Raw genomic sequence first — 24,711 nt, forward strand, 5'->3', positions numbered from 1 at the left:
CCAAACAGCCATGGCGGGCAAAATACGGAACGAAACACTCTATTATTGCCCCCAGGAATGATTAGACGTGTGCTGTCCTTTTCAGCAAATTTCACAGTAGAATGCACGGGCTAATCCAACCTGAACTGTTTATGTCGAAAACCCCGTCTTCATTGCCCATCGAAATCAAGATCTCCACGGTCGTCGCCATCTCGGCGATCCTGCACTCGAGCGACACGATTGCCATCGATGCGGCGCTCCAGCAGATGACCGGTGGCACCTCGGATTTCTTTGAAGATGAATTCGCGGTGATCGACGTCGGCGCCATTGCAGCCGAGCGCGGCTATATCGACTGGCGCGCGCTGGTCGACCTGCTCAAGAAATACCGCCTGAACGCAGTGGCCGTGCGCGGCGCGACGCCGCAGATGGCCGAGGCCGTCAAGGCCCTGGGCCTGGCGCTCGACGACGACGGCAATGGCCAGCGCGCACGCGAAGATGTGGCCGCGGCGACGGCGGCGAGCGCTGTGGCGACGCCGGCGCCGGCCCCCGCCGCCCAGCCCCAGCCGGCCCCGGCCGCGATGGCGCTGCCGGCGATGGTGGTCGACACCCCGGTGCGCGCCGGCCAGCGCGTGTATGCGCGCGGCTGCGATCTGATCGTCACGGCAGCCGTCAACAATGGCGCCGAAATCATTGCCGACGGCAGCATCCACGTGTATGCGCCGATGCATGGCCGGGCGCTGGCGGGCGCGTCGGGGAATGCCGAGTCGCGCATCTTCGGCCTGTCGCTGCAACCTGAACTGGTGTCGATCGCAGGCGTGTACCGCACCTTCGACGACGGTTTCCCGGCCGAGCTGGCACGCCAGCCGGCACAAATTCGACTGGTTGGCGACCGGCTCGATATATCATCGCTGACTCCGGTTTCGAACCGCATGTAATCCCGGCACTGACCAGTTACTGTAAAGGACATTTTTGTGGCAAGAATTATTGTTGTGACGTCCGGCAAGGGCGGCGTGGGTAAAACCACCTCGAGCGCGAGTTTTTCGACTGGACTGGCCCTGCGCGGCCACAAGACCGCCGTGCTGGACTTCGACGTCGGCCTGCGCAACCTCGACCTGATCATGGGCTGCGAACGGCGCGTGGTGTACGACCTGGTGAACGTGGTGAATGGCGAGGCGACGCTGAACCAGGCGCTGATCAAGGACAAGCACTGCGAAAACCTGTACATCCTGCCGGCCTCGCAGACGCGCGACAAGGACGCCCTGTCGGAAGACGGCATCGAGCGCGTGCTGAACGAACTGGTCAAGATGGATTTCGAGTTCATCATCTGCGATTCGCCGGCCGGCATCGAGCATGGCGCGCTGATGGCGCTGACCTTTGCCGACGAGGCGCTGATCGTGACCAACCCGGAAGTGTCGTCGGTGCGCGATTCGGACCGCATCCTGGGCATCATCCAGGCCAAGTCGCGCCGTGCCCAGACCGGCGGCGAGCCGGTCAAGGAGCACCTGCTGATCACTCGTTATTCGCCGAAGCGCGTGGAAAACGACGAAATGCTGTCCTACCAGGACGTGCAGGAAATCCTGCGCATTCCGCTGATCGGCATCATCCCGGAATCGGAATCGGTGCTGCACGCCTCGAACCAGGGCAATCCGGCGATCCACTTCAAGGGGACCGACGTGGCCGAAGCCTACGAGGACGTGGTTGCCCGCTTCCTGGGCGAGGAGCGCCCGCTGCGCTTCACGTCCTATGAAAAGCCGGGCCTGCTGAAGCGTATTTTTGGGACAAAATGACATGGCCTTGCTCTCATTCCTGTTCCCCGAAAAGAAGAAGAGCGCGACCGCGGCCAAGGAACGGCTGCAGATCATCATCGCACGTGAACGCACCAACCGCACCGGCCCCGACTTCCTGCCGGCGCTGCACCGCGAACTGATCGAAGTGATCTCGAAGTACACCAAGGTCAACGCGGACGACATCAAGATCTCGCTCGACCGCCAGGGCAACCTGGAAGTGCTTGACGTCAACGTGGTGCTGCCGGACGCCTGATCCGGCCTTCCCTTCCGTAGTCCAGCCCGACGGCAGCGCGCCCAGCGCTGCCGTTTGCTTTTCCCCCTCCCCTCCCGCAGCACCCCCGTACCAGTCACTCAATATTACCCACAGCGCATTTTCGTTATCAAACTGTGTTGTTTTTTTGTTTCGGATGTTGCATTTCAGCCGCATCAGGGCAAGCTACACTCCTACATCGAGAACTGTCGAAATTGAGCATGCACCGGGCTAGGCGATATCAAAACTTTTCTATCCTGCTGTGATACAGGATAGTTTCGATCAAAAATGGAAGTTTACGAGTAGCATTATTTTGTAAAAGTCTGCTATAGTCGGTTTAACAGTGTAGGAGTGGTCCTACAGTATGACTTTAACACTTACGTGCCCTCCATGAGAATAGCCGTCCTAGATAATGACCGTAGTCAAGCAGAATTGATCTGCCAGGTACTCACTGCGGCTGGCCACACCTGTCATTTCTTCGACAACGGGAAGGACATGCTGGCGCAAATGCGCAAGGACAGCACCGACCTGCTCATCATGGACTGGCCGGCGGGCGACCCCGAAGCGGCCGACATCCTGCGCCGCGCCAAGGAAAAGATGGCGCCCGACGCGCCGGCGATGTTCCTGGTCGGCGGCTCGGCCGAGGACGATATCGTGGCCGGCATGCTGGCCGGCGCCGGCGATTACGTCGTCAAGCCGCTGCGCCGCGGCGAACTGGTGGCGCGCGTCTCGGCCCTGCTGCGGCGCGCCTATCCGTCGCAGGCAGGCACCGAGCAGCTGCAGTTCGGCCCCTACGTCTTCGAGACGCGCCCGGGCCGTTTGTTAAAAGACGGCAGCGTCATCGACGTCACCCAGAAAGAGTTTTACCTGGCCCTGCTGTTCTTCCGGAATATCGGCCGCCCCTTGTCGCGCGCATATATCCACGAGGCGGTATGGGTACGCGAAACGGCCGTGCCCTCGCGCACCATGGATACCCACGTGTCCCGCGTTCGTAACAAGCTCAGCTTGCGTCCGGAAAACGGCTTCCGCCTGGTCCCGGTGTACAGCTACGGTTATCGGCTGGAAAAACTGGGCATGATGTAAGGCAGGGGGGCATGCAGGTATAATGTGCACATACGCCGCCCTCCTTTCCCCTCCAGAATGCAACTCCTTGCTGTTGGCCTGAACCACACGACCGCACCGGTCTCGCTGCGCGAGCAGCTCGCGCTCGGGCCCGAGCAGCTCGGTCGCGCGGTCGGGTCGGCGCGCGAATGGTTCGGCCGCTTCGGCGGCGGCGAGCATCGCGGCAGCGACGAAGCGGCCATCCTCTCCACCTGCAACCGCACCGAACTGTATGCCGCGAGCGGCGTGCCCGAGCCGCTCGATGCCTCGGCCCAGTTCCTGGCCCATTACCACGCCCTGAATTTCGCCGAACTGCGGCCGCACCTGTACATGCTGCCGCAGGGCGATTGCGTGCGCCATGCCTTCCGCGTCGCTTCCGGGCTCGATTCGATGGTGCTGGGCGAGCCGCAGATCCTCGGCCAGATGAAAGACGCGGTGCGCACCGCCGAACAGGCCGGGGGCCTGGGCACCTACCTGCACCAGCTGTTCCAGCGCAGCTTCGCGGTGGCCAAGGAAGTGCGCAGCACTACCTCGATCGGCGCCAACAGCGTCTCGATGGCCGCCGCAGCGGTGCGCCTGTCGCAGCGCATCTTCGACAGCATCTCCGACCAGCACGTGCTGTTCATCGGCGCCGGCGAAATGATCGAACTGTGCGCAGCCCATTTTGCCGCGCACCACCCGAAATCCATCACCATCGCCAACCGCACGATGGAACGCGGCGAGTCGCTCGCCATGCGCCTGAACGGGCGCGCGATGCGCCTGGCCGACCTGCCCGAGCAACTGGCGCAGTTCGACATCGTCGTCTCCTGCACCGCCTCGACCCTGCCGCTGATCGGCCTGGGCCTGGTCGAGCGCGCGATCAAGGCGCGCCGCCACCGCCCGATCTTCATGGTCGACCTGGCGGTACCGCGCGACATCGAACCCGAAGCCGGCCGCCTCGACGACGTTTTTCTCTACACCGTCGACGACCTCGCGCAAGTGGTGCAGACCGGGATGGAAAGCCGCCAGGCCGCCGTGGCCCAGGCCGAAGCCATCATCGACACCCGCGTCCAGTCCTTCATGAGCTGGGTCGGCGACCGCGCCGTGGTGCCGGTCATCCAGGAACTGCACGAGTCGAGCGAAGCCTTGCGCATGGCCGAACTCGAGCGCGCGCGCCGGCTGCTGGCCAGGGGCGAAGATCCGGAGGCGGTGCTGGAAGCGCTGTCGAAAGGCCTGACCGCCAAGTTCCTGCACGGCCCGCAGCAGGCGCTGCACCGCGCCCAGGGCGACGAACGCGCGCGCCTGGCCAGCCTGCTGCCGCAGCTGTTCCGCACCCGCCGTTAGCGGTTTTATCCCGCATGGCGCCGCCCCCGGCGCATCCTGGCGCCCGCGCGCCTCCCTGCCCTCCTTATCTGCCCGAATAGCCTATGAAACCATCGATGCTGGCCAAGCTGGACCAACTGGCCAACCGCCTGGTCGAGATCGACGAACTGCTGACCCATGAAGGCGCCACCGCCAACATGGACAACTACCGCAAGATGACGCGCGAGCATGCCGAACTCGGTCCCCTCGTCGCCCTCTACCGCCAGTACCAGGACGCCAACGGCGACATCGCCGCCGCCCAGGAAATGCTGGCCGATCCGGAAATGAAGGAGTTCGCCCAGGAAGAAATCGAGTCGGCCAGGGCGCGCCTGGCCGCGCTCGACCTCGACCTGCAAAAGATGCTGCTGCCGAAGGACGAAAACGACGAGCGCAACATCTTTCTCGAGATCCGCGCCGGCACCGGCGGCGACGAGTCGGCCCTGTTCGCGGGGGATTTGCTGCGCATGTACACGCGCTTTGCCGAACGCAATCGCTGGCAAGTGGAGATGGTGTCGGAGTCGAGTTCGGACCTGGGCGGCTACCGCGAAGTGATCGTGCGCGTGATCGGCAACGGCGTGTACTCGAAGCTGAAATTCGAGTCCGGCGGACACCGCGTGCAGCGGGTGCCGACCACCGAAACCCAGGGCCGCATCCACACCTCGGCCTGCACGGTGGCGGTGATGCCCGAGGCCGACGAAGTCGAAGACGTCAACATCAACCCGGCCGACCTGCGCATCGACACCTACCGCGCTTCGGGCGCCGGCGGGCAGCACATCAACAAGACCGATTCGGCCGTGCGCCTGACGCACCTGCCAACCGGGATCGTGGTCGAATGCCAGGACGACCGCAGCCAGCACAAGAACAAGGCGCAAGCAATGAAGGTGCTGGCCGCGCGCATCAAGGACGTGCAGTTGCGCGCGCAGCAGTCGCAGGAAGCGGCCACCCGCAAAAGCCTGATCGGCTCGGGCGACCGAAGCGAGCGCATCCGCACCTACAACTTCCCGCAAGGGAGATTGACCGACCACCGCATCAACCTGACGTTGTACAAACTCGATTTCATCATGGACGGCGACCTGCTCGATCTGACCAACGCGCTGGCCGCCGAGCACCAGGCGGAATTGCTGGCGGCGCTGGCCGATTGAACGCCGCCGCCGGGGTGTGCGAGAATCCTCCATTGTTTGCTCCCTGACCACGAAAGCCCCATCGAGATGCCCCGTTCCCGCTCCGCCCTGTTGACCATCGCCCTCGTCAGCTTCGCCCTGATCGGCGCCGCCCTCTACCTGCAGCATGCGAAGGACATGATGCCGTGTCCCTTATGCGTGATCCAGCGCTACCTGTTCCTGGGCGTCGGCATCGCCGCCTTGGCAGGGGCGCTCTCCGGCAAGCTGCGCGCCGGCGCCGCGGTCGCCCTGCTGGCCGCGCTGGGCGGCCTGGGGGTGGTCGGCAAGCACCTGTACGTGCTGGCCAATCCCGGCTTTTCCTGCGGTATCGATCCGATGGAAACGACGCTGAACAAAATCCCGACGGCTGAATTCCTGCCCTGGATGTTCCGCGCGGAGGGCCTGTGCCAGGACGCGCGCGACACCCTGTTCGGCCTGTCGATCCCGCAGTGGTCGGCCGTCTGGTTCGTGCTGCTGACGCTGGCCTTGGTCTGGGTGCTGGTGTCGGCGCGCCGGGCGCGATGAAGCTCGCCGCCGGCGCCACGGTCGGTGCGCTGCAGGCCGGCCTGCCATTGGAGGCGCTGGAAAACCGCATCTTGCTGTGCCAGGTGCTGGGCCTCACCCGGGTCGGGCTGATCACCGGCTCCGAGCGCGTGCTGACCGAAGCGGAAACGGCGCAGTTATCCAGCCTGCTCGAACGGCGCCTGAACGGCGAACCGATCGCCTATATCGTCGGCCAGCGGGAATTTTTTGGCCTGCCCTTCCAGGTCAACCCGGCGGTGCTGATTCCCCGTCCCGATACCGAACTGATCGTCGAACTGGCGCTGGAACGCCTGACTCCCGGCGCGCGCCTGCTCGACATGGGCACCGGCAGCGGCGCCATTGCCGTCGCCATCGCCCATACCAGGCCCGACGCGCAGGTCACGGCGCTTGACGTCAGCGACGCGGCGCTGGAGGTGGCGCAAGCGAATGCCGCCGCCAACGGGGCCAAAATACGCTTACTCCGCAGCGACTGGTTCGCGGCGCTAGGCGCGGAGCAGTTCGAGCTGATCGCCTCGAACCCGCCGTACATCGCGGCCGGCGACGCACACCTGGCGCAGGGAGATTTGCGCTTCGAGCCGAATGGCGCGCTGACCGATGGCGCCGATGGCCTGTCGGCGCTGCGCACGATTATCCAGGGTGCGGCCCGCCACCTGGCGGCCGGCGGCTGGCTGCTGCTCGAGCATGGCTACGACCAGGCCGCGGCGGTACGCGACTTGCTGCTGGAGGCCGGCTACACGCAGGTGCAAAGCTGGCGCGACCTCGGCGGCATCGAACGCGTCAGCGGCGGCAAGCGGGATTAAGGCCCGATGCGACGCCACCTCGCCCTCCTCGCCCTCACCACTGCCCTGTTCCACGGCCCCGCACCGGGCGCCCAGGACAAGGATGCGTCCGGGCAGGCCGCGGCCCTGTTCGAGCGCGACTGGCAATGGCAGTTGCAGACGCGCCCCGAATTCGCGACCACGCTCGGCGAGCGGCGCCATAACGACCGCCTGTCCGACACCTCGCTGGCCGCCAGCCGCGCCGCACGCGACACTGCAAAAACCATGCTCGAGGAAGCACGCGCCATCGAGCGCGAGACCTTGAGCGCGCAGGAGCGGCTCTCGCTCGAGCTCTTCATCTTCGACAAGGAGCGCCAGCTGGCCCTGCTGGCCTTCCACCCTTTCGACCCGCAGCCGATCACTGCCTGGGACGGCCCGCACGTACGCCTGCCGCGGCTGGTGGCGCAAACGCCGTTCGCCACCGCTGTCGACTACCGCAACTACATCGCCCGCCTGCAGGCGCTGCCGGCGCACACCGACGGCTTGATCGAGCAGCTGAAAGAAGGCATGCGCACCGGCTGGACGGCGCCGAAATCGAGCGTGCGCGCCGTACCCGAGCTGCTGCGCGCGATGCGCGCCAGGCTGCAGGACGGCCCGCTGGCGGCGCCTTTCAAACGCATGCCCGCCGCCATCGAGCCGGCACTGCGCGCCGAACTGGCCGCCGCCGGCAGGGCCGCGCTGACGGAGAGCGCGGCGCCGGCGCTGCGCAAGCTGGAAGACTTCGTGCGCACCGACTACCTGGCGGCGGCGCGCGAGGCGCCCGGCGCGGGCAGCCTGCCGGGCGGTCCCGGCTATTACGCCTTCCTCGCCCGCCGCGCCAGCGGCAGCGAAATGACGCCCGCGCAACTGCACGCCCTCGGCCTGAAGGAAGTGGCGCGCATCCGCGCCGCCATGCTCCCGGTCATCCGGCGTACCGGTTTCAAAGGCAGCCTGCCGCAGTTCCTGGCTTTTGCGCGCAGCGACCGGCGCCTGTTCGCGCGCGACCCCGAGCTGCTGCTGGGCCGCTACCGCCGCGTCATCGAGCGCGCCAGCGCGCGCCTGCCGGCGCTGTTCGGCACGATTCCCCTTGACCCGATCGGCGTCAAGCGGCTCGGCCAGCCTGGCGCGGCCGGGCAGGTGGCGGCCTATTACGAAGCCGGCACGCCTGGGCGCAGCGCGGCGCTGGTGGTCAATACCGGGCGCCTCGCCGCCCACCCGCTGTGGGAAGTCGAGACCCTGGCGCTGCACGAGGCGCTGCCCGGCCACCACCTGCAGGTGGCGCGCGCCCAGGCCCTGCGCGAGCTGCCGGCCTTCCGGCGCCACCGCTGGGACGACGCTTTCGGCGAAGGCTGGGCGACTTATGCCGAAGGCCTGGGGCCGGAGCTGGGTCTGTTCCGCGATCCGTTTTCGCGCTTCGGCTACCTGAACGACGACATGTTCCGCGCCGCACGGCTGGTGGTCGACACCGGCATCCACGCACTCGGCTGGACGCGCGCGCAGGCGATCGACTACCTGAATGCGAATACTGCCAACGCCGCGCCGGACAACGAAATCGAGGTCGACCGCTACATCGCCGAACCGGCGCAGGCGCTCAGCTATAAAGCGGGCCAGCTGCGCATCCAGGCCTTGCGCGAGCGCGCCCAGAGCGCACTCGGCGAGCGCTTCGATCCGCGCCGCTTCCACGATGCACTGCTGGGCAATGGCGCGCTGCCGCTGGCGCTGCTCGAGCGCGAAATGGAGGCCTGGCTGGCAGCGCAACTGCCCGCGCCCGACAAGCCGGCCGCCGCTGCCGCCGGCAAGGCCGATTGAGCCCTGGGCGGCCCCGCAGGCAGCCCATCAGAAATCGGCCGGCCGCCGACACGCCGGCGCATTTTCGGTTACTCTCTGCACCAATTGATAGAGCAGTATAAGAAAGGAAACACCCGTGTCGAACCAACTGACCCGTCGCCTCGCCCTGCTGGACGACGACGCCCACCGCGCCCTGCTTGGCCAGGGCCTGCGCGGCATCGAACGCGAAACCCTGCGCATCGACCGCGAGGGCCGGCTCGCGCGCACGCCTCATCCGGTCCAGCTTGGCTCGGCGCTGACCCATCCGCAGATCACCACCGACTACGCCGAAGCGCTGCTCGAATTCATCACGCCGGCCGAGCACGACATCGGCCTGGCCCTGCACCGCCTCGATGCGATCCACCGTTTCGCGTATGCGAAGCTGGGCGACGAGATGCTGTGGAGCGAATCGATGCCGGGCGAGCTGCCGCCCGAGGAAGACATCGAGATCGGCTGGTACGGCAAGTCGAATATCGGCATGCTCAAGCACGTGTACCGGCGCGGCCTGGCCCTGCGTTACGGCAAGGCGATGCAGTGCATCGCCGGCATCCACTACAACTATTCGCTGCCGGAACAGCTGTGGCAGGTGATCCGCGAAAACGACGGGATTCCCGAGGAGCGCCGCAATGCGCTGCGCGACTTCCAGTCCGAAAGCTATATCGCCACCATCCGCAACTTCCGGCGCCATGCCTGGCTGCTGATGTACCTGTTCGGCGCCTCGCCGGCGCTCACCAAAAGCTTCCTGCGCGGCCGCCCGCATGCGCTCGAGACGCTGTCCGAGGACACCCTGTTCCTGCCGTATGCGACCAGCCTGCGCATGAGCGACCTGGGTTACCAGAACGACGCCCAGTCCGGCCTGCGCCCGCACGAGAACAGCCTGGAAAGCTATGTCACCAGCCTGATGGACGCGGTGAACCGCCCCTACGCGCCGTATGCGGCGCTGGGCACCAAGCGCGACGGCGAATGGATCCAGCTGTCGACCAACGTGCTGCAGATCGAGAACGAATACTATTCGACGATCCGCCCGAAGCGCGTGATCCGCACCGGCGAGCGTCCGGTGCAGGCGCTGTGCAACCGCGGCGTGCAATACATCGAGGTGCGCTGCCTCGACGTCGACCCCTTCGAGCCGATCGGCATCGGCATCGAAACCGGCCGCTTCCTCGACGCTTTTTTACTTTTCTGCGCGCTCGACGCCAGCCCGATGATCAGCGCGGCCGAAGGCGAGATCCACGCCCGCAATTTCGCCCGCACCGTCAAGGAAGGCCGGCGTCCGGGCTTGACGCTGACGCGCGACGGCGAGGAAGTGCCGCTGCAGGCCTGGGCCGACGAGCTGATCGAGCGTATCCGCCCGCTGGCGCGCCTGCTCGACGCCGAGCACAACGAGTCCGGCGTGCACGAAGCGGCGCTGGCGCTGCAAAAGGCGAAGGTCGCCGACCCGTCCAGAACGCCGTCGGCGCGCGTGCTGGAAGAAGTGCGCGCCCTCGGTTCGGCGGCCGCTTTCGGGCTGCGCCAGAGCGAACTGCACGCCGCCTATTTCCGCGAAAGCCCCTTGATGCCGGCCGAGGAAGCGGCGTTCGCCGAACAGGCCGCCGACTCGCTGGCCCAGCAGGCGATCATCGAGAGCAGCGACACGGTGGGTTTCGATGATTTCGTTGCCGCTTATAACAGCAGTACACTGTGCGGTAATCAATAATCCTGCACCGGGGCTGCCTTGCTCACTTTTTATAATGAACACCATGCCCAGCACCGCGGGCAAGTCGAGCAAGCTGAACAAGTAAGCCTGGTCCTGAGCGAACTGCAGCGCCGCGGCCTGGGCGAGATCGTGACCCCGCACCGCGCCTCGCTGGTCTCGCTCGAACGCATCCACAGCCCGCGTTACCTGCATTTCCTGCGCAGCGCCTGGAGCGAGTGGACCGCGCTCGACCCGGGCAACCTCGAGCGCGACGCGGCCGCCTCCAACTGGCCGATCCGCACCCTGCGCAGCGACCTCGAGCCGGACAATTTCCAGGCCCGCCTGGGCCTGTATTCGATGGATGCCACACCCCTGGGCAGCGGCACCTGGAACGCCGCCAAGACCGGCGCCGACTGCGCCATCAACGCCGCGCACGCGCTGCGCCTGGGTCAGCGCGGCAGCTTTGCGCTGACCCGTCCCGCCGGCCACCATGCCGGCGCCGATTTTTTCGGCGGCGGCTGCTTCCTGAACAATGCGGCGCTGGCCGCCCAGCACCTGCTCGACGACGGCATGCGGCGCGTCGCGATCCTCGACCTCGGCTACCACCACGGCAACGGCACGCAAGGCATTTTCTATGGCCGCAGCGACGTGCTGTTTATTTCACTCCACGCCGACCCGCGCAGCGACTACCCGTTTTATCTAGGCCACCTGGACGAAACCGGCGCCGGCGAGGGCCTCGGCTACAACATCAATTTACCGCTGGCGCGCGGCGCGTCCCCTGCGCACTGGTTCGCGGCGCTGGAAACGGCCTGCCTCCGGCTCGGCATGTTTGCGCCCGACGCGCTGGTGGTCTCGCTCGGCATCGACACCGGCGCGGGACATACCGGCTTCGGCCTGGCCAGCGGCGACTTCCTGCGCCTTGGCGAACGCCTCTCCTGGCTCGGCCTGCCGACCGCCTTCGTGTTCGAAGGCGGACACGCAGCGGCGGACGTCGGCACGAACCTGGTCAACGTGCTCGAAGGTTTCGAAACAACGAATTAAACCTCAACAATCATGCAAAAAACCCCTTCGATCGACTGGCAATGGTGCAGCTTCGCCGAACTCTCCGGCGCCGAGCTGTACGAAGTACTGGCCCAACGCCAGCAAGTGTTCATCCTGGAGCAGGCCTGTCTCTACCCCGACATCGACGGCTACGACCTCGATGCGCACCACCTGCTGGGCTGGCGCGAGATCGGCGGGCGGCGCGTGCTGGTGGCCTACCTGCGCTGCCTGGCGCCGGGCGCGAAATACACCGAGATGTCGCTCGGCCGCGTCCTGACCACGAACGACGCGCGCCGCGGCGGCGTCGGCCGCGAACTGCTGGCGCACGGCATCCAGTACGCCGAACAGCTGCATCCGGGCCACCGCATCCGCATCGGCGCCCAGCAATACCTGGAAGCGTTTTACCAGGCCTTCGGCTTCGACACCGTCTCCGCGCCCTACGACGAAGACGGCATCATGCACATCGACATGCTGCGCTAGATTACTCGACGCGGATCAGCTCGACGTCGAACACCAGCCCGGCATTCGGCGGAATCGCTCCCCTGCCGCTGCTGCCATAGGCCAGGCTGGCGGGAATGGCAAGGGTGCGCTTGCCGCCGACCTTCATGCCGGCCAGGCCCTGGTCCCAGCCGGGGATCACTTCGCCGCGGCCGAGCGTGAAGGTGATGGTGCCGCTGTCGAACTGCGTGCCCTTGTTGTTCGCCGCGCTGGTGCTGTACAGCCAGCCGGTGTAGGCGACCGTGATGCGGTTTCCCACCGCTGCGGTGGCGCCGGTGCCGACGACGCTGTCGGTGCTGCCAAGGGACGCCGGGCTGGCGACGGCAATGGGTGCCGCACCGTTGTCGTCACCGCCGCCGCCGCAGGCGGAGAGGCTCAGGACGGCCGCGCAGGCGGCGGCGAGGAAGCTCAGTTTCATTTGCATCGACAATTCTCTCAACAGGATAATCAGTTAGCTGCGTGATCAGATCTCGACTTGCGTACCGAGTTCGATCACGCGGTTGGTTGGGATCTGGTAATAGTCGGCGGCGCCGCGCGCATTGCGCGACATCGTCACGAACAAGTGTTCGCGCCATGGCGACATGCCGCCGCCGGGCGCCGAAACCACGGTCTGGCGGGCGATGAAGAACGAGGTCTCCATCATCTCGAAGGGCAGCCCGAGCTCGGCGCAATAGGCCATCAGGCCCGGAATGTCGGGCTCGTCCTTGAACCCGTAATACACGTTCAGCTGGAAGCAGTTGTGGCCCAGCTCCATCACCTGCACCTGCTCTTCCGGCAGCACCCAGGGTTCCTCTTTGATGTGCACCGTTAGGAACACCACGCGCTCGTGCAGCACCTTGTTATGCAAGAGGTTGTGCAGCAGCGCATGCGGCACGCCGTCGGTTTCGCCGCGCAGGAAAATCGCGGTGCCGTGCACGCGCGTCGGCGGCCCCACGAACAGCGATTGCAAAAAGGCGTCGAGCGGAATCGCGTGCTTTTCCAGGTTCTCGAAGACCAGCTCGCGGCCGCGCTTCCAGGTCAGCATGCCGGTCAGCAGCACCGCGCCCAGCAGCAGCGGGAACCAGCCGCCGTGGAACAGCTTCAAGGCCGTCGACGAGAACAGCATGATGTCGATCACCAGGAAAAAGCCGGTCGCGCCGAAGCACAGCACCAGCGGCAGTTTCCAGCGGTAGCGGGTAACGAAGAAGGTCAGGATGGTGGTGGCCATCATGGTCGCGGTGACGGCGATGCCGTAGGCGCCGGCCAGCTCCTCCGAGGAACCGAAGCCGATCACGGCAATCAGCACCACGGCCAGCTGCAGCCAGTTCACGGCCGGAATATAGATTTGCCCGATCTGGCTTTCCGAGGTGTGCAGGATGCGCATGCGCGGCAACAGGCCCAGGGCGATGGCTTGCTTGGTCATCGAATAGGTGCCGGAAATCGTCGCCTGCGAGGCGATCACGGCGGCCATGGTCGACAGGATCACGAGGGGAATCACGCTCCAGGTGCCGAGCTGGTGGAAGAAGGGATTGTCGATCGCGCTCGGGTCGGCGATCAGCAAGCCGCCCTGGCCGAGATAATTCAGCGTCAGCGCCGGGAAGGCGATCATGAACCAGGCCAGGCGGATCGGGCGCTTGCCGAAATGCCCCATGTCGGCATACAGCGCTTCGGCGCCGGTCACGGCCAGCACCACCGCACCGAGGGCAACAAAGGCCAGGAATTGATTCTCGAGCATGAAGCGCAGCGCATGCCAGGGATTGAGCGCGTTCAGGATCACCGGCGACGCGATGATGTTGACGATCCCCATTGCGGCCAGGCTGAGGAACCAGACCAGCATCACCGGCCCGAAAAAGCGGCCGATGCCGGCGGTGCCGTGGCGCTGCACGCTGTAGAGCGCCACCAGCACGACGATGGCGAGCGGCACCACGTAATGGCTCATGCCGGGCGCCGCCACTTCCAGCCCTTCGATCGCGCCCAGCACGGAAATGGCCGGGGTGATGACGCTGTCGCCATAGAACATGGTGGCGCCGAGCACGCCGATGACGAGCAGCGGAAAGTGCCAGCGCGAATAGCGCGTGACGGAGTTCAGGGCCAGCGCCATCAGGGCCATGATGCCGCCCTCGCTGCGGTTATCAGCGCGCAGCACCAGCGTCACGTACTTGAGCGAGACGATGATCGTCAGGCTCCAGAAAATCAGGGAAATGATGCCGAGGATGTTGGGCGTCGTCAGCGCCAGGCCGTGTTCGGGGTCGAAGATGGCGCGCAGGGTGTACAGGGGGCTGGTGCCGATGTCGCCATACACGATACCGACGGCGGACAGGGTCAGTGCCGCGATGCCGCTCTTTTTATTATCAGACGTCAAAATTGCACCATTCCTGGGTTCTTGTGCACCGCACCATAAAAGATCGAGAACAAATTAGCAAGTAGATTTCGTCAGGCATCATACACCTCTGCAAATGAGAGCTGCGCCAGCAGGGCCCTGCCATATCGGAGATAATGCGCTCCCTCCCCATTCTCCCTTTCCCCATGCGTACCGGCATCCTTTCCGCCGCCCTGGCCTTCCTGTGCTGGGGCCTGTTCCCGATTTACTTTCACGCCTTGAACGACGTGCCGGCGCTGCAGATCCTGGCGCATCGCGTGCTGTGGTGCCTGGCCTTCCTGTTGATCGTGCTGGGATTGCGGCGCCAGTGGCGCTGGCTCGGGCAGGTGCGCCAGCCGCGCGTGTTCTGGAGCTTCGTCGCCTCGGCTGTGCTGCTCAGCGCAAACTGGCTGGTGTATATCTGGTCGGTCAACAACGGCCATGTGATCGAGGCCAGCCTCGGCTATTTCATTAATCCGCTGGTCAATATCATGCTGGGCTACCTGATCTTGAAAGAGCGCCTGCGCCCGGTGCAGTGGACGGCGATCGGCCTGGCCGCCCTCGGCGTGGCCTGGCTGACCTGGCAGACCGGCACGGTGCCCTGGATTGCCCTGTTCCTGGCCGCCTCCTTCGGCGCCTACGGCCTGCTGCGCAAGACCGCGGCACTGGGTCCCCTCGAAGGCCTGTCCTTCGAAACCATGGTGCTGTTCCCGATCGCCGCCGCCTATCTGGTCTATTTAACCGTCAACGGCCAGAACACCTTCGTAAATACCCCCTCCGACACGACGCGCCTGCTGCTGGTCGCGGCCGGGCCGATCACGGCGATCCCGCTGCTGCTGTTCGCCAGCGGCGCGCGCCAGATTCCGATGTCGATTCTGGGTTTGCTGCAATACCTGTCGCCGACCATGCAATTCCTGCTCGGCGTGCTGCTGTTCAAGGAAGCGTTCACGGCGGACCGCCTGGTCGGCTTCGTGCTGATCTGGACCGCGCTGCTGCTGTTCGCGGGCGAGGGACTGCTGCGCCATCGCCGCGCCACGCTTGCGGCCGGTCCGGCGCCGCAGCCAAAAGTTTCGCAGTAAGTTCTGCTAAGGGGTGCCCCCCGGGGCCCTTCTATCGTATCCTGTGCACCTTGATTTTCTACTGACAAAAAAAATGGCCAATTACGTCTATACCATGAACCGCGTGGGCAAAATCGTCCCGCCGAAACGCCAGATCCTGAAAGATATCTCGCTGTCCTTCTTCCCGGGTGCGAAGATCGGCGTGCTGGGCCTGAACGGCTCGGGCAAGTCGACCTTGCTGAAAATCATGGCCGGCATCGATACCGACATCCAGGGCGAAGCACGCCCGATGCCGGGCCTGAACATCGGCTACCTGCCCCAGGAACCCCAGCTCGACCCGGAAAAGACCGTGCGCCAGGAAGTCGAATCGGGCCTGGGTGAAGTGTTCGAGGCGCAAGCCAAGCTGGAAGCCGTGTACGCCGCCTATGCGGAAGAAGACGCCGACTTCGACGCCCTCGCCAAGGAGCAGGAACGCCTGGAATCGATCATTTCGTCGTCCGATGGCGGCAATTTGAACCTGCAGCTGGAAATGGCTGCCGATGCGCTGCGCCTGCCGCCCTGGGATGCCAAGATCGCCGTCTTGTCGGGTGGCGAGAAGCGCCGCGTGGCGCTGTGCAAACTGCTGCTCTCCAAGCCCGACATGCTGCTGCTCGATGAGCCGACCAACCACCTGGACGCCGAGTCGGTCGAGTGGCTCGAGCAATTCCTGCTGCGCTTCCCGGGCACCGTGGTCGGCATCACCCACGACCGTTACTTCCTGGACAATGCCGCCGAATGGATCCTGGAACTGGACCGCGGTTCGGGCATCCCGTGGAAAGGCAATTACAGCTCCTGGCTCGACCAGAAGCAGGCGCGTTTGAAGCAGGAAGAGTCGACCGAGTCGGCCCGCCAGCGCGCGCTGCAGAAGGAACTCGAATGGTCGCGCCAGAATCCAAAGGCGCGACAAGCGAAATCGAAGGCACGCCTGGCGCGCTTCAACGAACTGTCCGAATTCGAATACCAGAAGCGCAACGAGACCCAGGAGATCTTTATTCCGGTCGCGGAACGCCTGGGCAACGAAGTCATCGAATTCAAGAACGTCTCGAAAGCCTTTGGCGACCGCCTGCTGCTCGACAACGTGTCGTTTACCGTGCCGCCTGGCGCCATCGTCGGCATCATCGGCCCGAACGGCGCCGGTAAGTCGACCCTGTTCAAGATGATTTCGGGCAAGGAACAACCGGACAGCGGCGAAGTCGCCATCGGCCAGACGGCCCGCATCTCGCTGGTCGACCAGCACCGCGACGACCTGGCCAACAATAAGAGCGTGTTCGAAGACGTCACCGGCGGCGCCGACATGCTCAGCGTCGGCCGTTTCGAAATGCCGTCGCGCGCCTACCTGGGCCGCTTCAATTTCAAGGGTTCGGACCAGAACAAGATCGTCGGCAACCTGTCGGGTGGCGAACGGGGACGCCTGCACCTGGCAAAGACGCTGCTGCAAGGCGGCAACGTCCTGCTGCTGGACGAACCGTCGAACGACCTCGACGTGGAAACCCTGCGCGCGCTGGAAGACGCCTTACTGGAATTCGCCGGCAGCGTGATGGTCATTTCGCACGATCGCTGGTTCCTGGACCGGATTGCGACCCACATCCTGGCCTTCGAGGGCAATTCGCAGGTGACCTTCTTCGACGGTAACTACCAGGAATACGAAGCCGACAAGAAGAAACGCCTCGGCGAAGAAGGCGCCAAGCCGAAGCGGATTCGCTACAAGCCGCTGACGACCTGATTGTTACCAGCGCGTTGCGCGAGAATGCTCTTTTGGGAGCGCAAGCCCGGCAATGCCGGGCTTTTTTTTGCGCGCACGGTCGGGTTTAATTTTCGCGCGGAAATGGAACGCGGTCGATGAAAAGTCGTGTGTAGAATCGATTGCTGATGAGGCAAATAGTTCCTGCCTCCCTTTTGCGCCAATCGACATGGCGAGCCTCCTCGATTGGCACACTTTGCCCATGACCCACTACCGCGACAATCGGGTTCCTGGTGGAACCTTCTTCTTCACGGTCCGTCTGCTCGACCGTGGCAGCACCCTGTTGACCGACCATATTTCCGCCTTCGGCGAAGCCATCCGCCAGGCACGGGTAAAGCGCCCGTTTCATGTCGACGGCTGGGTTGTGCTGCCCGACCATGCCCACGCGATGTGGACGCTGCCGCCGGGCGACCACGACTGCTCGAGCCGCTGGCGCGCGGTAAAAATCGCGTTTTCGAAAGCCCTGCGCAAGTCTTTCCCCGGCGCCGGCGCCGCGCTTGAAGGCGCCATCTGGGAACGCCAGTACCAGGAGTTCCGCGTCGCCGGCGACGCCGACTATGCCGCACTGATCGACTACATGCACACCAACCCGGTGCGCCACGGCCTGTGCCCATCCGCTTGCGACTGGCCCTGGTCGTCGGTGCACCGCTTTGTCTCTTCGGGCTTGACGGCGCGCGAGACGGACATGGCGCCGGTCTTGCCGCCCTGGGCGATGGCGCGGCCGGCAAGCATCGGGGCGCTGCCGCCTATCCAGTAGAACAACAGAAAAAGGGCCCGCAGGCCCTTTTTTTTACGACAGCAATTAATTGCTTAGAAGTTGTACTTGGCGCCGATGGTCAGGACGTCCGGCTTCGGACCAAAGTCCGCCTTCTTGCCGTAGCGCTCGTACTCGGCGATCAGCGAGACTTGCTCGTTCACGGCGTGCTGCAGGCCGACGCCAGCATACACGGCGTTATCGCTCAGTTTGCGGGCAACGCCCGGGGTGTTGGCGGTCATTTCGCGCTTGGTGTGGGCAACGCCCAGCTTGCCGTAGAGACCGGTGCGCTCGTTGAGCGGCATGGTCGCCTTGCCGGCCACGTAAGCGCCGTAGCCGTCGGTGACAGCAACGCCATTCACGTTATTCCGATTGTAGTTGGCGCGCGACTTGCGGAAGTCGGTGTAGCCGGCTTCGACACCGAAGGTCTGGTCGAGTTCGACACCGCCGAAGACTTTACCGGAACCCTTGTAGCCGCTGCTGGTGACATTGGTGGCGCCGGGAATCGAATAATCGCTCTCGACGGTGGCCACGCCGGCGCCGATGTAGGCACGCTGTGGCGTCATGTTCTGGGCCTGGGCGGCTGCCATCGCGGTACTTGCTGCAATCAGTGCAAAAATAAGCTTTTTCATACGAGAATCCTTTATGACGTTGTGGACTGGCTCGCGATGCGCAATGAATCGCGATGTGTCCAAGATAGCATTGCCACAGGTAGGTGCACAGTCGGTTTTCCGTAAGATTCGTAAGCGAATGTAACATAACTGACTAATGGTTCAGTTATTTTAAGGCCAGGATCGCCTACGATGCCGCAAAATTAAGCGATATACCTGAATGTCAGGTTGATGCGCGCGCCAAGGGGACGGGTGGATTTGTTGATGCCGTGCAGCCAGTTCTGCTGGGTGGCGCCGGCCATCAGCAGCAGGCTGCCATCGGTCAAGGGCAGGCGCAGGACCTGCTTGTCACGCTTGTGCCGCAGCACCAGGGTGCGGGTGGCGCCGAAGCTGAGCGAGGCGATGACGGGCGCCGGGCCCAGTTCCGGCTCGTCGTCGCTGTGCATGCCCATGCTGTCGCGCTCGTTGCGATACAGGTTCAGCAGCACGCTGTTGAAGCGCTGCCCGCAGGCTGCCTCGACCGCGGCGCGCAGTTCCAGCAGCAGGGGCGTCCAGGCTGATGGTTCAAGGCGCAGGCCGGAATAGGTATAGCTGGCGTCGCCATACCAGGCGCTCAAGCGCGGCTGCGGATGGCGCTTGCCATACACGAGCACCGTTTCGGCACGCCAGGGCGTCTCGGCCAGCAGGCGCGCGAACACTTCCTGGTTCGGGCAGGCCAGCGCCAGCTGGGCCAACCAGGCCAGGTCGGCGTCGGGCAGGGAAATCGGCACGAGCGTGCCGGGGGAGTCGAACAGGTCCATGCGTCAGGCAGCAGGACGACCCGCCATGAAGGAGCTCAGGCGTAGGCCTCGGCCATCGTCATCACCCGTGGCGTAAGCGTGACGTCCAGCTTGGCAAACAGGCTGTCGAGCGCGGCCAGGTTGGCGCTGCATTCTTCCGGCTTCCAGCCCTTGAACAAATCGGTGCCGTCTTTCTCGAAATGCAGGTCGAGCACGCGGCCGCCGTCGCGGTGCGTGTAGTTTTTCTGGTAACTGCCCTTGAAGCCGAGCGCGGCCAGCGCGTCGAGGACGGACTGCGGCGGATGGTCCGGATCGGTGGCCAGGTAGACGCCAAAGGTTTTGCCAGGCGGCTTGGCGGCCACGTCGACTTCATAAATGCCCGGCGCCCTGGTCGTCGCGGTACTCTTCAAAAACAGCATGTTGCCTCCTACGCAGCGAACCGGCCGGGCGCGACGCGCTCCAGTCACCGGACCTGACGGATTCCACAGGAGAGCTTATTGCCCTTCGGGAACTTTGTCGATTCCTAGATAGAGAAAATTTGCTTTAGGGCATTATTTACTGTGTCAATAGCCCAACGATGGCGCCGCCGACCAGCAGCGCGCAGGCCAGCATGCCCAGCACAAAGCCCGCTTCACGCCGCGCCGGATCGCGGTAATAGCCGAGCGCGTACAGGATGCGCGCCCCGCACCAGAGCATGCCGCCGCCCGCAGCCCAGGTGTCGCCCAGGTAGAAGGCGCACAGCCAGAGCGGCGCCAGCACGATCGGCAACTGTTCCAGGGTATTCGCCTGCACCCGCTGCGCGCTCTGGAAAGCCGGCGGGCCATCCATCATTGGCGCCGCCACCTTGTATTTGACGCGGGCCCAGCCGGCCATGACGCCGGTCCAGAAATACACGCCGAGAATGGCCAGCGTGGCCCAGGCAGTCAACATCATCGTCGTCCTCCTTTCATGGGGAACAACCGGTTCATTCTTCGCCGCGCCGCTTGCGGGCCGCGAGCGCCGTGGTGGCCTCGACCAGGGCGTCGTACAGCGCGGCGGTCGGCGCGTCCCAGGCCGCGAGCGCCTTGTGCTGGCGCGCCACGGTGGCGACATCGCCGCGCGCGACCGGGCCGCCGAGGGCGGCAGCGGGTCCGAGCCGGAACACATTGGCCAGGGTTTCGCTGGCCAGCGGCTGCGCCAGCGCGCGCGCCGCCGCTTCCGGCATGCCGGCCGCCATATAGGCACGCAGCGCCGCATCGAGCACCGTCACCAGGTAGTTCGAGGCGAACACCGAGGCGGCGTGGTACACCGTCTTGGCGGCCGGGTCGATGGCGACCAGGCGCGCGCCGATGGCCTCGAAGGCCGGCGCCAGCAACGTCAGCGCAGCGCAGTCTCCTTCGATGCCGCACCAGGTGCCATCGAAGGCGGCAGCAACCAGTCCGGGATCGGCGAAGCTGCGCACCGGGTGCACGCTGGCGACATGGGCGCCGGCCGCGCTGGCCGGCCGCAGCTCGTCGGACGAGCGGGCGCCGCTGCAGTGGAACACGACCGCACCGGCAAGCAGGCCGGCTCCCGCCAGCGCCGTGCACACGGGGCCGATCTGGTCGTCGCCGACGGCCAGCATCCAGACGCGGGCCGGGCGCAGCTCGCCGGGCGAACCGGCGGCGCGGCCGACGCCGATGAAGGCCACCGCTCCCGCGGCGCTGGCCGGGGAACGCGTCAGCACATCCTGCACCTCGAACACGCCGGCGCCGGCAAACAGCCGGCCCAGCACACGGCCGACCTGGCCGGCGCCGACGATGTTCAGGGTAGGCAGGCTTGCGGCCATCAGAACCCGGCGCCGGGCTGGCCCAGGTAGTGCAGCTCGTCGGCGGTCGAGGCGCGCCCGAGGATCGGATTACGGTGCGGGAAGCGTTTGAAACGCGCGATCACGCCGCGGTGGCGGTGCGCATAGTCGAGCATCTCGACAAACCCCTCATGTTCGGCGGCCAGGCGCGCGAACAGCTCGACCGAGCGTTCCTGCATGCGCGCATCCTCGGCATGCTCGAAAGGCATGTAGGCAAAGGCGCGTCCCTGCGGCGTGAGCTGGCGGTCGGCGCCGCTGTCGACCAGGTCGACGGCGGCGCTCAGGGCGAGCAAGTCGCCGCCAAAGGCTTCCGGCTTGTCGCGGTAGGCGTTGCGGGTGAACTGGTCGAGCACCAGGATGCGCGCAAGCCTGCCTTCGGGGCCTTGCAGATCCCATTCGCGCAGGCCGCCGGCCACCGCCTGGCCGATGAGCGCGCCGAAGCGGCCGGCGATCTCGGCGTCGAAGGCAGGGTCCTTGCGGAACCACTCCGGGCGCGGCTTGCCATAATCGGCATGGTCGCGTGGCAGGAACCAGAAATCGAGTACATCTTGAGGCGTCATGTCGTGCTATCCCAGTCTTGAATTCATTTTAATTGCGGGCGTGCGAGAGCTGGAAACCTTCGACACCCTCAAACGCCGATAATTCGGCCGCCAGTTCGGTGAGCGTGGCGCGGTTATGGCGCGACAGGGCGATGGCGACGAAACGCCATTCCTGGCCGCCGGGCGTGCTGGAGATCGTCAGCGAGCTGCCGGCGATCGTGTAGCCGCGCTCGAGCGCCGCCCCGCGCAAGCCCTCCTCGCGCGGCAGGAAGTCTTTGCGAAAGCGCAGCATCACCGCGACCGCGCGGCGCGAAGGCAGCACCGCCTCGACCTTGTTCAGGTAAATCATGATCATGGCCGAGAAAAACGCCAGGCCCATCGCCGCCAGATAAAAACCGACGCCGACCAGGATGCCGATCACGGACGAACTCCAGATCGAGGCGGCCGTCGTCAGGCCGCTGATATTAAAACCGTCGCGCATGATGACGCCGGCGCCAAGAAAACCGATGCCGGTCACCACGCCCTGCATCACGCGGGTCGGGTCGACCACGCCGATGGCGCCGGTCTGGCCGCCGAACCACATTTCGGGATAGCCGCTGACGATGGTCAGTGCGCACGAGGCCATGCACACCAGTCCATAGGTGCGCATGCCGGCGGCGCGGCCGTGATACGAGCGCTCGTAGCCGACCAGCAGGCCCAGCAGCAGCGCGCCGGCCAGGTGCAGCAGGATCACGGCATTGGTGGCGATTTCGGTCGGCGACCAGTAGGGAGACAGATAATCCAGGGACGTCATGGCGTCTTCTTGCGAACCAGCTGCTTTTCGAAGGCGACGTCGTACTTGCTGACGCGCTTGACCTCCTGCGGCCCCAATTTATTCACGAACTGGACGAAGTCGTCGAGTTCCAGCGGCGCGCACAAGGGCGGCGAACCGGGCGTCTCGGACAGGTAGAACAAGCCGTCGGCGGTGCGCGCCATCGAGTAGCCGCTCGCGCCGGTACGGCGTTTCAAGCGATCGACGGCGGAGCTGGCGCGGGTGGAGCGGGCGGACACCATCTCAGACCTCCTGGGTACGCAATACGAGCCAGTCGCGCGCGGCGCCGGCGACATGGGGCAGCAGGCGTTCGCGCACCTGGGCGTGATAGCCGTTCAGCCACTGGAGTTCATGCGGGTGCAGCAGCGCCAGATCCAGGCAGCGGGTGTCGATCGGGCACAGGGTCAGGGTTTCGAAACGCAGGAAGTCGCCGAATTCTCCGCTATCGGCGGGAACATTGAGCACCAGGTTTTCGATGCGGATGCCCCAGCGCCCCGGTTTATAGATGCCCGGCTCGATCGAGGTGATCATGCCCGGTTCCATCGCCGTGTGCGGGTCGGGCGCGGCGGTGGGCGAAATGACTTGCGGTCCTTCGTGCACGTTCATGAAATAACCCACGCCATGGCCGGTGCCGTGGCCGTAATCGATGCCCGCAGCCCAGATCGGCGCGCGCGCAATGGCGTCCAGCAGCGGTGCGCGGGTGCCGCGCGGGAAGCGGGCGTTCGAGAGCGCCATCATCCCTTTGAGTACCAGGGTGAAGTCGCGCTTGTGATCCTGCGTAATCTGCCCGACCGGGACCACGCGCGTGATGTCGGTGGTGCCGCCCAGGTACTGGCCGCCCGAATCGATCAGGAGCAGGCCGTCGCCCTCGATCACGGCGTGCGACGCTTGCGTGGCGCGGTAATGCATGATCGCGCCGTTGGCATTGAAGCCGGCAATCGTGCCGAAGCTCGGGCTGACAAAATTCGGCCTTCTCGCGCGTGCGGCCGTAATCTGTTCGTCGATGAGGAGTTCTGTCAGTGGTTCGCGCCCCGGGTCGGCCAGCGTGTTTTCCAGCCAGGCGAAGAATTCGCACAGCGCCGCGCCGTCCTGCTCCATGGTGGCGCGCACGTGGGCGGCCTCGAGCTCGGTTTTGCGCGATTTCGCAAACGTGGTCGGGTTGATCGCCTCGATCACGCGCACGCTCTGCGGCACCGCGGCGCGCATGCCGGCGGTGACGCGGCGCGGGTCGAGCAGCAGCGACGTATCCGGTGGCAGCGCGCCCAGCGCCGCCGCGGCCCCGTCATACGGCGCCAGGCTGACGCCCTGTTCCAGCAGTTGCGCGCGCAGCGGCCCGGAAATTTTACCGTCGGCCACGAACAGCGTCGCACCGTCGCGCGCAAGGAGCGCGTGCGCCACGAACACCGGATTGAAGGGGACGTCGGCGCCGCGCAGGTTGAACAAATACGCGATGTCGTCGAGCGTCGACATGAAATGGCGCTCGGCGCCCAGCGCTTCCATCGCGGCGCAGGTGGCGGCCAGCTTGTCGCTGCGGGACAGCGTCGCGTGCGGCGCGGTGTGTTCGTAGAGCGGGTCCGTCGGCAAGCCGGGACGGTCGCCCCAGATTTCGTCCAGCAGGTCGAGGTCGGTGCGCAGCAGGATGCCGCGTGCCTCCAGGGCGTTCTTCAACAGGCGCGCCACGGCCAGGCCCAGCACCCGGGCGTCGACCGCCACCGTCTGGCCCGGCTGCATGGTCTCGGCCAGCCAGTCGATGTGCAGCAGGCTGGCGCCCGACGGAATCTTCATCAGCGCGATGTTCGATCCCGCCAGTTCGGTCTCGGCCTGGGTCCAGTAGCGCCCATCGGTCCAGACGCCGGCAAAGTCGGCCGTGGCGATGAAGGTGCCGACCGACCCGGTGAAGCCGGACATCCATTCGCGTCCCTGCCAGCGGCGCGGCAGGTATTCGGACAGGTGGGGGTCGCTCGAGGGCAGGACAAAGGCGTCGATCGCGTGGCGTGCCATGGCGGCGCGCAGCTGTTCCAGGCGCGCGGCGCGGCCCGCACGGGACTGCATGCTGGATTCATTCATGGGCAGGGCTGACATCGATGTTATTCAAGCCACGTATGATACGCCGCAAACACGGACAATGGCGCGGACGAATCTTGCGTAGAAACATCATCAGGCCATCGAGCAACCGGAGCCATGTTCCATAAGAAATTCAAGCGCGCGTAGGTTTGTTAC

Annotated in this window: 27 protein-coding genes; 15 read left to right on the forward strand and 12 right to left on the reverse strand. The window is 65.3% G+C overall.

The window, feature by feature from the left end; all coding sequences use genetic code 11:
• Nucleotides 1-131: 131 nt before the first annotated feature.
• From minC to AC56KZ_RS12650, 12 genes are all read left to right on the forward strand, one after another.
• Nucleotides 132-914, forward strand: a complete 783-nt coding sequence (gene minC, locus AC56KZ_RS12595; RefSeq protein ID WP_497162517.1) for a septum site-determining protein MinC — start codon at nt 132-134, stop codon at nt 912-914.
• A gap of 36 nt (nt 915-950) precedes the next feature.
• The gene (minD, locus tag AC56KZ_RS12600; protein WP_497162518.1) at nt 951-1,766 is read left to right on the forward strand and encodes a septum site-determining protein MinD; all 816 of its coding nucleotides are present in this window, start codon (nt 951-953) and stop codon (nt 1,764-1,766) included.
• A 1-nt stretch (nt 1,767) separates the two neighbouring features.
• Entirely contained in the window at nt 1,768-2,019 is a 252-nt protein-coding gene (minE, locus tag AC56KZ_RS12605; RefSeq protein WP_193687891.1) for a cell division topological specificity factor MinE, read from the forward strand.
• A gap of 387 nt (nt 2,020-2,406) precedes the next feature.
• A complete protein-coding gene (locus tag AC56KZ_RS12610; protein WP_497162519.1) occupies nt 2,407-3,099 on the forward strand; it encodes a response regulator transcription factor in 693 nt (230 codons plus the stop codon).
• 57 nt (nt 3,100-3,156) lie between these two features.
• Complete coding sequence (gene hemA / locus AC56KZ_RS12615; protein ID WP_497162520.1) at nt 3,157-4,440, forward strand: glutamyl-tRNA reductase; 1,284 nt, start codon at nt 3,157-3,159, stop codon at nt 4,438-4,440.
• 83 nt (nt 4,441-4,523) lie between these two features.
• Entirely contained in the window at nt 4,524-5,600 is a 1,077-nt protein-coding gene (gene prfA, locus AC56KZ_RS12620) for a peptide chain release factor 1 (RefSeq protein ID WP_497162521.1), read from the forward strand.
• A 66-nt stretch (nt 5,601-5,666) separates the two neighbouring features.
• A complete protein-coding gene (locus AC56KZ_RS12625; RefSeq protein ID WP_497162522.1) occupies nt 5,667-6,143 on the forward strand; it encodes a disulfide bond formation protein B in 477 nt (158 codons plus the stop codon).
• Nucleotides 6,140-6,961, forward strand: a complete 822-nt coding sequence (prmC, locus tag AC56KZ_RS12630) for a peptide chain release factor N(5)-glutamine methyltransferase (RefSeq protein WP_497162523.1) — start codon at nt 6,140-6,142, stop codon at nt 6,959-6,961. The genes AC56KZ_RS12625 and prmC overlap by 4 nt, the downstream gene beginning before the upstream one ends.
• A 6-nt stretch (nt 6,962-6,967) precedes the next feature.
• Nucleotides 6,968-8,767, forward strand: coding sequence for a DUF885 domain-containing protein (locus AC56KZ_RS12635; RefSeq protein ID WP_497162524.1), 1,800 nt, complete (start codon nt 6,968-6,970; stop codon nt 8,765-8,767).
• Nucleotides 8,768-8,882: 115 nt separating this feature from the next.
• Nucleotides 8,883-10,478 (forward strand): glutamate--cysteine ligase, encoded by a 1,596-nt coding sequence (gene gshA / locus AC56KZ_RS12640; RefSeq protein ID WP_497162525.1) that lies wholly within the window; start codon nt 8,883-8,885, stop codon nt 10,476-10,478.
• 18 nt (nt 10,479-10,496) lie between these two features.
• Nucleotides 10,497-11,498 carry a histone deacetylase family protein gene (locus AC56KZ_RS12645; RefSeq protein ID WP_497162526.1) on the forward strand — a complete coding sequence of 334 codons (1,002 nt, stop codon included), beginning with the start codon at nt 10,497-10,499 and terminating at the stop codon, nt 11,496-11,498.
• A gap of 12 nt (nt 11,499-11,510) precedes the next feature.
• A complete protein-coding gene (locus AC56KZ_RS12650) occupies nt 11,511-11,978 on the forward strand; it encodes a GNAT family N-acetyltransferase (protein ID WP_497162527.1) in 468 nt (155 codons plus the stop codon).
• Nucleotide 11,979: 1 nt separating this feature from the next.
• Here AC56KZ_RS12650 and AC56KZ_RS12655 read toward each other — a convergent pair whose 3' ends face one another.
• Together AC56KZ_RS12655 and AC56KZ_RS12660 are read right to left on the reverse strand one after the other, a co-directional pair.
• Nucleotides 11,980-12,420: an FKBP-type peptidyl-prolyl cis-trans isomerase gene (locus tag AC56KZ_RS12655; protein WP_497162528.1), complete on the reverse strand. Its 441-nt coding sequence runs from the start codon at nt 12,418-12,420 to the stop codon at nt 11,980-11,982.
• A gap of 39 nt (nt 12,421-12,459) precedes the next feature.
• Nucleotides 12,460-14,337, reverse strand: a complete 1,878-nt coding sequence (locus AC56KZ_RS12660; protein ID WP_497162529.1) for a potassium transporter Kup — start codon at nt 14,335-14,337, stop codon at nt 12,460-12,462.
• A 164-nt stretch (nt 14,338-14,501) separates the two neighbouring features.
• Here AC56KZ_RS12660 and rarD point away from each other — a divergent pair, with 164 nt between their 5' ends.
• A complete protein-coding gene (gene rarD, locus AC56KZ_RS12665) occupies nt 14,502-15,413 on the forward strand; it encodes an EamA family transporter RarD (protein WP_497162849.1) in 912 nt (303 codons plus the stop codon).
• A 73-nt stretch (nt 15,414-15,486) separates the two neighbouring features.
• Complete coding sequence (gene ettA, locus AC56KZ_RS12670; protein ID WP_497162530.1) at nt 15,487-17,154, forward strand: energy-dependent translational throttle protein EttA; 1,668 nt, start codon at nt 15,487-15,489, stop codon at nt 17,152-17,154.
• A 3-nt stretch (nt 17,155-17,157) separates the two neighbouring features.
• Here the strand turns inward: ettA and AC56KZ_RS12675 are convergent, their stop codons facing one another.
• Nucleotides 17,158-17,343: a hypothetical protein gene (locus AC56KZ_RS12675; RefSeq protein ID WP_497162531.1), complete on the reverse strand. Its 186-nt coding sequence runs from the start codon at nt 17,341-17,343 to the stop codon at nt 17,158-17,160.
• Nucleotides 17,344-17,374: 31 nt separating this feature from the next.
• Between AC56KZ_RS12675 and AC56KZ_RS12680 the strand changes: the two genes are divergently transcribed.
• Nucleotides 17,375-17,929 carry an REP-associated tyrosine transposase gene (locus tag AC56KZ_RS12680; protein ID WP_497162532.1) on the forward strand — a complete coding sequence of 185 codons (555 nt, stop codon included), beginning with the start codon at nt 17,375-17,377 and terminating at the stop codon, nt 17,927-17,929.
• 53 nt (nt 17,930-17,982) lie between these two features.
• On the opposite strand, the gene AC56KZ_RS12685 is transcribed toward AC56KZ_RS12680, so the two are convergent.
• The 9 genes from AC56KZ_RS12685 to AC56KZ_RS12725 all read right to left on the reverse strand — a co-directional run bounded on the left by AC56KZ_RS12685 (nt 17,983) and on the right by AC56KZ_RS12725 (nt 24,558).
• Nucleotides 17,983-18,558 carry a porin family protein gene (locus AC56KZ_RS12685; RefSeq protein ID WP_497162533.1) on the reverse strand — a complete coding sequence of 192 codons (576 nt, stop codon included), beginning with the start codon at nt 18,556-18,558 and terminating at the stop codon, nt 17,983-17,985.
• A gap of 182 nt (nt 18,559-18,740) precedes the next feature.
• A complete protein-coding gene (locus AC56KZ_RS12690; protein ID WP_497162534.1) occupies nt 18,741-19,337 on the reverse strand; it encodes an alpha-ketoglutarate-dependent dioxygenase AlkB family protein in 597 nt (198 codons plus the stop codon).
• A gap of 35 nt (nt 19,338-19,372) precedes the next feature.
• Nucleotides 19,373-19,735: a hypothetical protein gene (locus AC56KZ_RS12695; protein WP_497162535.1), complete on the reverse strand. Its 363-nt coding sequence runs from the start codon at nt 19,733-19,735 to the stop codon at nt 19,373-19,375.
• Nucleotides 19,736-19,871: 136 nt separating this feature from the next.
• Nucleotides 19,872-20,249 carry an MAPEG family protein gene (locus AC56KZ_RS12700; protein ID WP_497162536.1) on the reverse strand — a complete coding sequence of 126 codons (378 nt, stop codon included), beginning with the start codon at nt 20,247-20,249 and terminating at the stop codon, nt 19,872-19,874.
• A 31-nt stretch (nt 20,250-20,280) separates the two neighbouring features.
• Nucleotides 20,281-21,123 (reverse strand): Rossmann-like and DUF2520 domain-containing protein, encoded by an 843-nt coding sequence (locus tag AC56KZ_RS12705; RefSeq protein WP_497162537.1) that lies wholly within the window; start codon nt 21,121-21,123, stop codon nt 20,281-20,283.
• The gene (locus tag AC56KZ_RS12710) at nt 21,123-21,701 is read right to left on the reverse strand and encodes a DUF924 family protein (RefSeq protein ID WP_497162538.1); all 579 of its coding nucleotides are present in this window, start codon (nt 21,699-21,701) and stop codon (nt 21,123-21,125) included. Before AC56KZ_RS12710 ends, AC56KZ_RS12705 begins: the two co-directional genes overlap by 1 nt.
• Before the next feature lie 28 nt (nt 21,702-21,729).
• Nucleotides 21,730-22,473: an MgtC/SapB family protein gene (locus AC56KZ_RS12715; RefSeq protein WP_497162539.1), complete on the reverse strand. Its 744-nt coding sequence runs from the start codon at nt 22,471-22,473 to the stop codon at nt 21,730-21,732.
• Nucleotides 22,470-22,733, reverse strand: coding sequence for a hypothetical protein (locus AC56KZ_RS12720; RefSeq protein WP_497162540.1), 264 nt, complete (start codon nt 22,731-22,733; stop codon nt 22,470-22,472). The genes AC56KZ_RS12715 and AC56KZ_RS12720 overlap by 4 nt, the downstream gene beginning before the upstream one ends.
• Nucleotide 22,734: 1 nt before the next feature.
• Nucleotides 22,735-24,558 carry an aminopeptidase P family protein gene (locus AC56KZ_RS12725; protein ID WP_497162541.1) on the reverse strand — a complete coding sequence of 608 codons (1,824 nt, stop codon included), beginning with the start codon at nt 24,556-24,558 and terminating at the stop codon, nt 22,735-22,737.
• Between the last annotated feature and the right edge of the window lie 153 nt (nt 24,559-24,711).

The organism is Telluria sp. LT2P34, assembly GCF_059685915.1.

Coding starts and splice junctions, on each gene's coding strand:
- AC56KZ_RS12725 (WP_497162541.1), bottom strand. CDS start 24,558: ATGAATGAATCCAGCATGCAGTCCCGTGCGGGCCGCGCCGCGCGCCTG.
- AC56KZ_RS12700 (WP_497162536.1), bottom strand. CDS start 20,249: ATGATGTTGACTGCCTGGGCCACGCTGGCCATTCTCGGCGTGTATTTC.
- AC56KZ_RS12625 (WP_497162522.1), top strand. CDS start 5,667: ATGCCCCGTTCCCGCTCCGCCCTGTTGACCATCGCCCTCGTCAGCTTC.
- AC56KZ_RS12650 (WP_497162527.1), top strand. CDS start 11,511: ATGCAAAAAACCCCTTCGATCGACTGGCAATGGTGCAGCTTCGCCGAA.
- AC56KZ_RS12680 (WP_497162532.1), top strand. CDS start 17,375: ATGACCCACTACCGCGACAATCGGGTTCCTGGTGGAACCTTCTTCTTC.
- prmC (WP_497162523.1), top strand. CDS start 6,140: ATGAAGCTCGCCGCCGGCGCCACGGTCGGTGCGCTGCAGGCCGGCCTG.
- minE (WP_193687891.1), top strand. CDS start 1,768: ATGGCCTTGCTCTCATTCCTGTTCCCCGAAAAGAAGAAGAGCGCGACC.
- AC56KZ_RS12610 (WP_497162519.1), top strand. CDS start 2,407: ATGAGAATAGCCGTCCTAGATAATGACCGTAGTCAAGCAGAATTGATC.
- rarD (WP_497162849.1), top strand. CDS start 14,502: ATGCGTACCGGCATCCTTTCCGCCGCCCTGGCCTTCCTGTGCTGGGGC.
- AC56KZ_RS12705 (WP_497162537.1), bottom strand. CDS start 21,123: ATGGCCGCAAGCCTGCCTACCCTGAACATCGTCGGCGCCGGCCAGGTC.
- AC56KZ_RS12675 (WP_497162531.1), bottom strand. CDS start 17,343: ATGTCGATTGGCGCAAAAGGGAGGCAGGAACTATTTGCCTCATCAGCA.
- ettA (WP_497162530.1), top strand. CDS start 15,487: ATGGCCAATTACGTCTATACCATGAACCGCGTGGGCAAAATCGTCCCG.
- AC56KZ_RS12710 (WP_497162538.1), bottom strand. CDS start 21,701: ATGACGCCTCAAGATGTACTCGATTTCTGGTTCCTGCCACGCGACCAT.
- minC (WP_497162517.1), top strand. CDS start 132: ATGTCGAAAACCCCGTCTTCATTGCCCATCGAAATCAAGATCTCCACG.
- hemA (WP_497162520.1), top strand. CDS start 3,157: ATGCAACTCCTTGCTGTTGGCCTGAACCACACGACCGCACCGGTCTCG.
- AC56KZ_RS12695 (WP_497162535.1), bottom strand. CDS start 19,735: ATGCTGTTTTTGAAGAGTACCGCGACGACCAGGGCGCCGGGCATTTAT.
- AC56KZ_RS12715 (WP_497162539.1), bottom strand. CDS start 22,473: ATGACGTCCCTGGATTATCTGTCTCCCTACTGGTCGCCGACCGAAATC.
- AC56KZ_RS12720 (WP_497162540.1), bottom strand. CDS start 22,733: ATGGTGTCCGCCCGCTCCACCCGCGCCAGCTCCGCCGTCGATCGCTTG.
- AC56KZ_RS12635 (WP_497162524.1), top strand. CDS start 6,968: ATGCGACGCCACCTCGCCCTCCTCGCCCTCACCACTGCCCTGTTCCAC.
- AC56KZ_RS12690 (WP_497162534.1), bottom strand. CDS start 19,337: ATGGACCTGTTCGACTCCCCCGGCACGCTCGTGCCGATTTCCCTGCCC.
- prfA (WP_497162521.1), top strand. CDS start 4,524: ATGAAACCATCGATGCTGGCCAAGCTGGACCAACTGGCCAACCGCCTG.
- AC56KZ_RS12655 (WP_497162528.1), bottom strand. CDS start 12,420: ATGCAAATGAAACTGAGCTTCCTCGCCGCCGCCTGCGCGGCCGTCCTG.
- AC56KZ_RS12685 (WP_497162533.1), bottom strand. CDS start 18,558: ATGAAAAAGCTTATTTTTGCACTGATTGCAGCAAGTACCGCGATGGCA.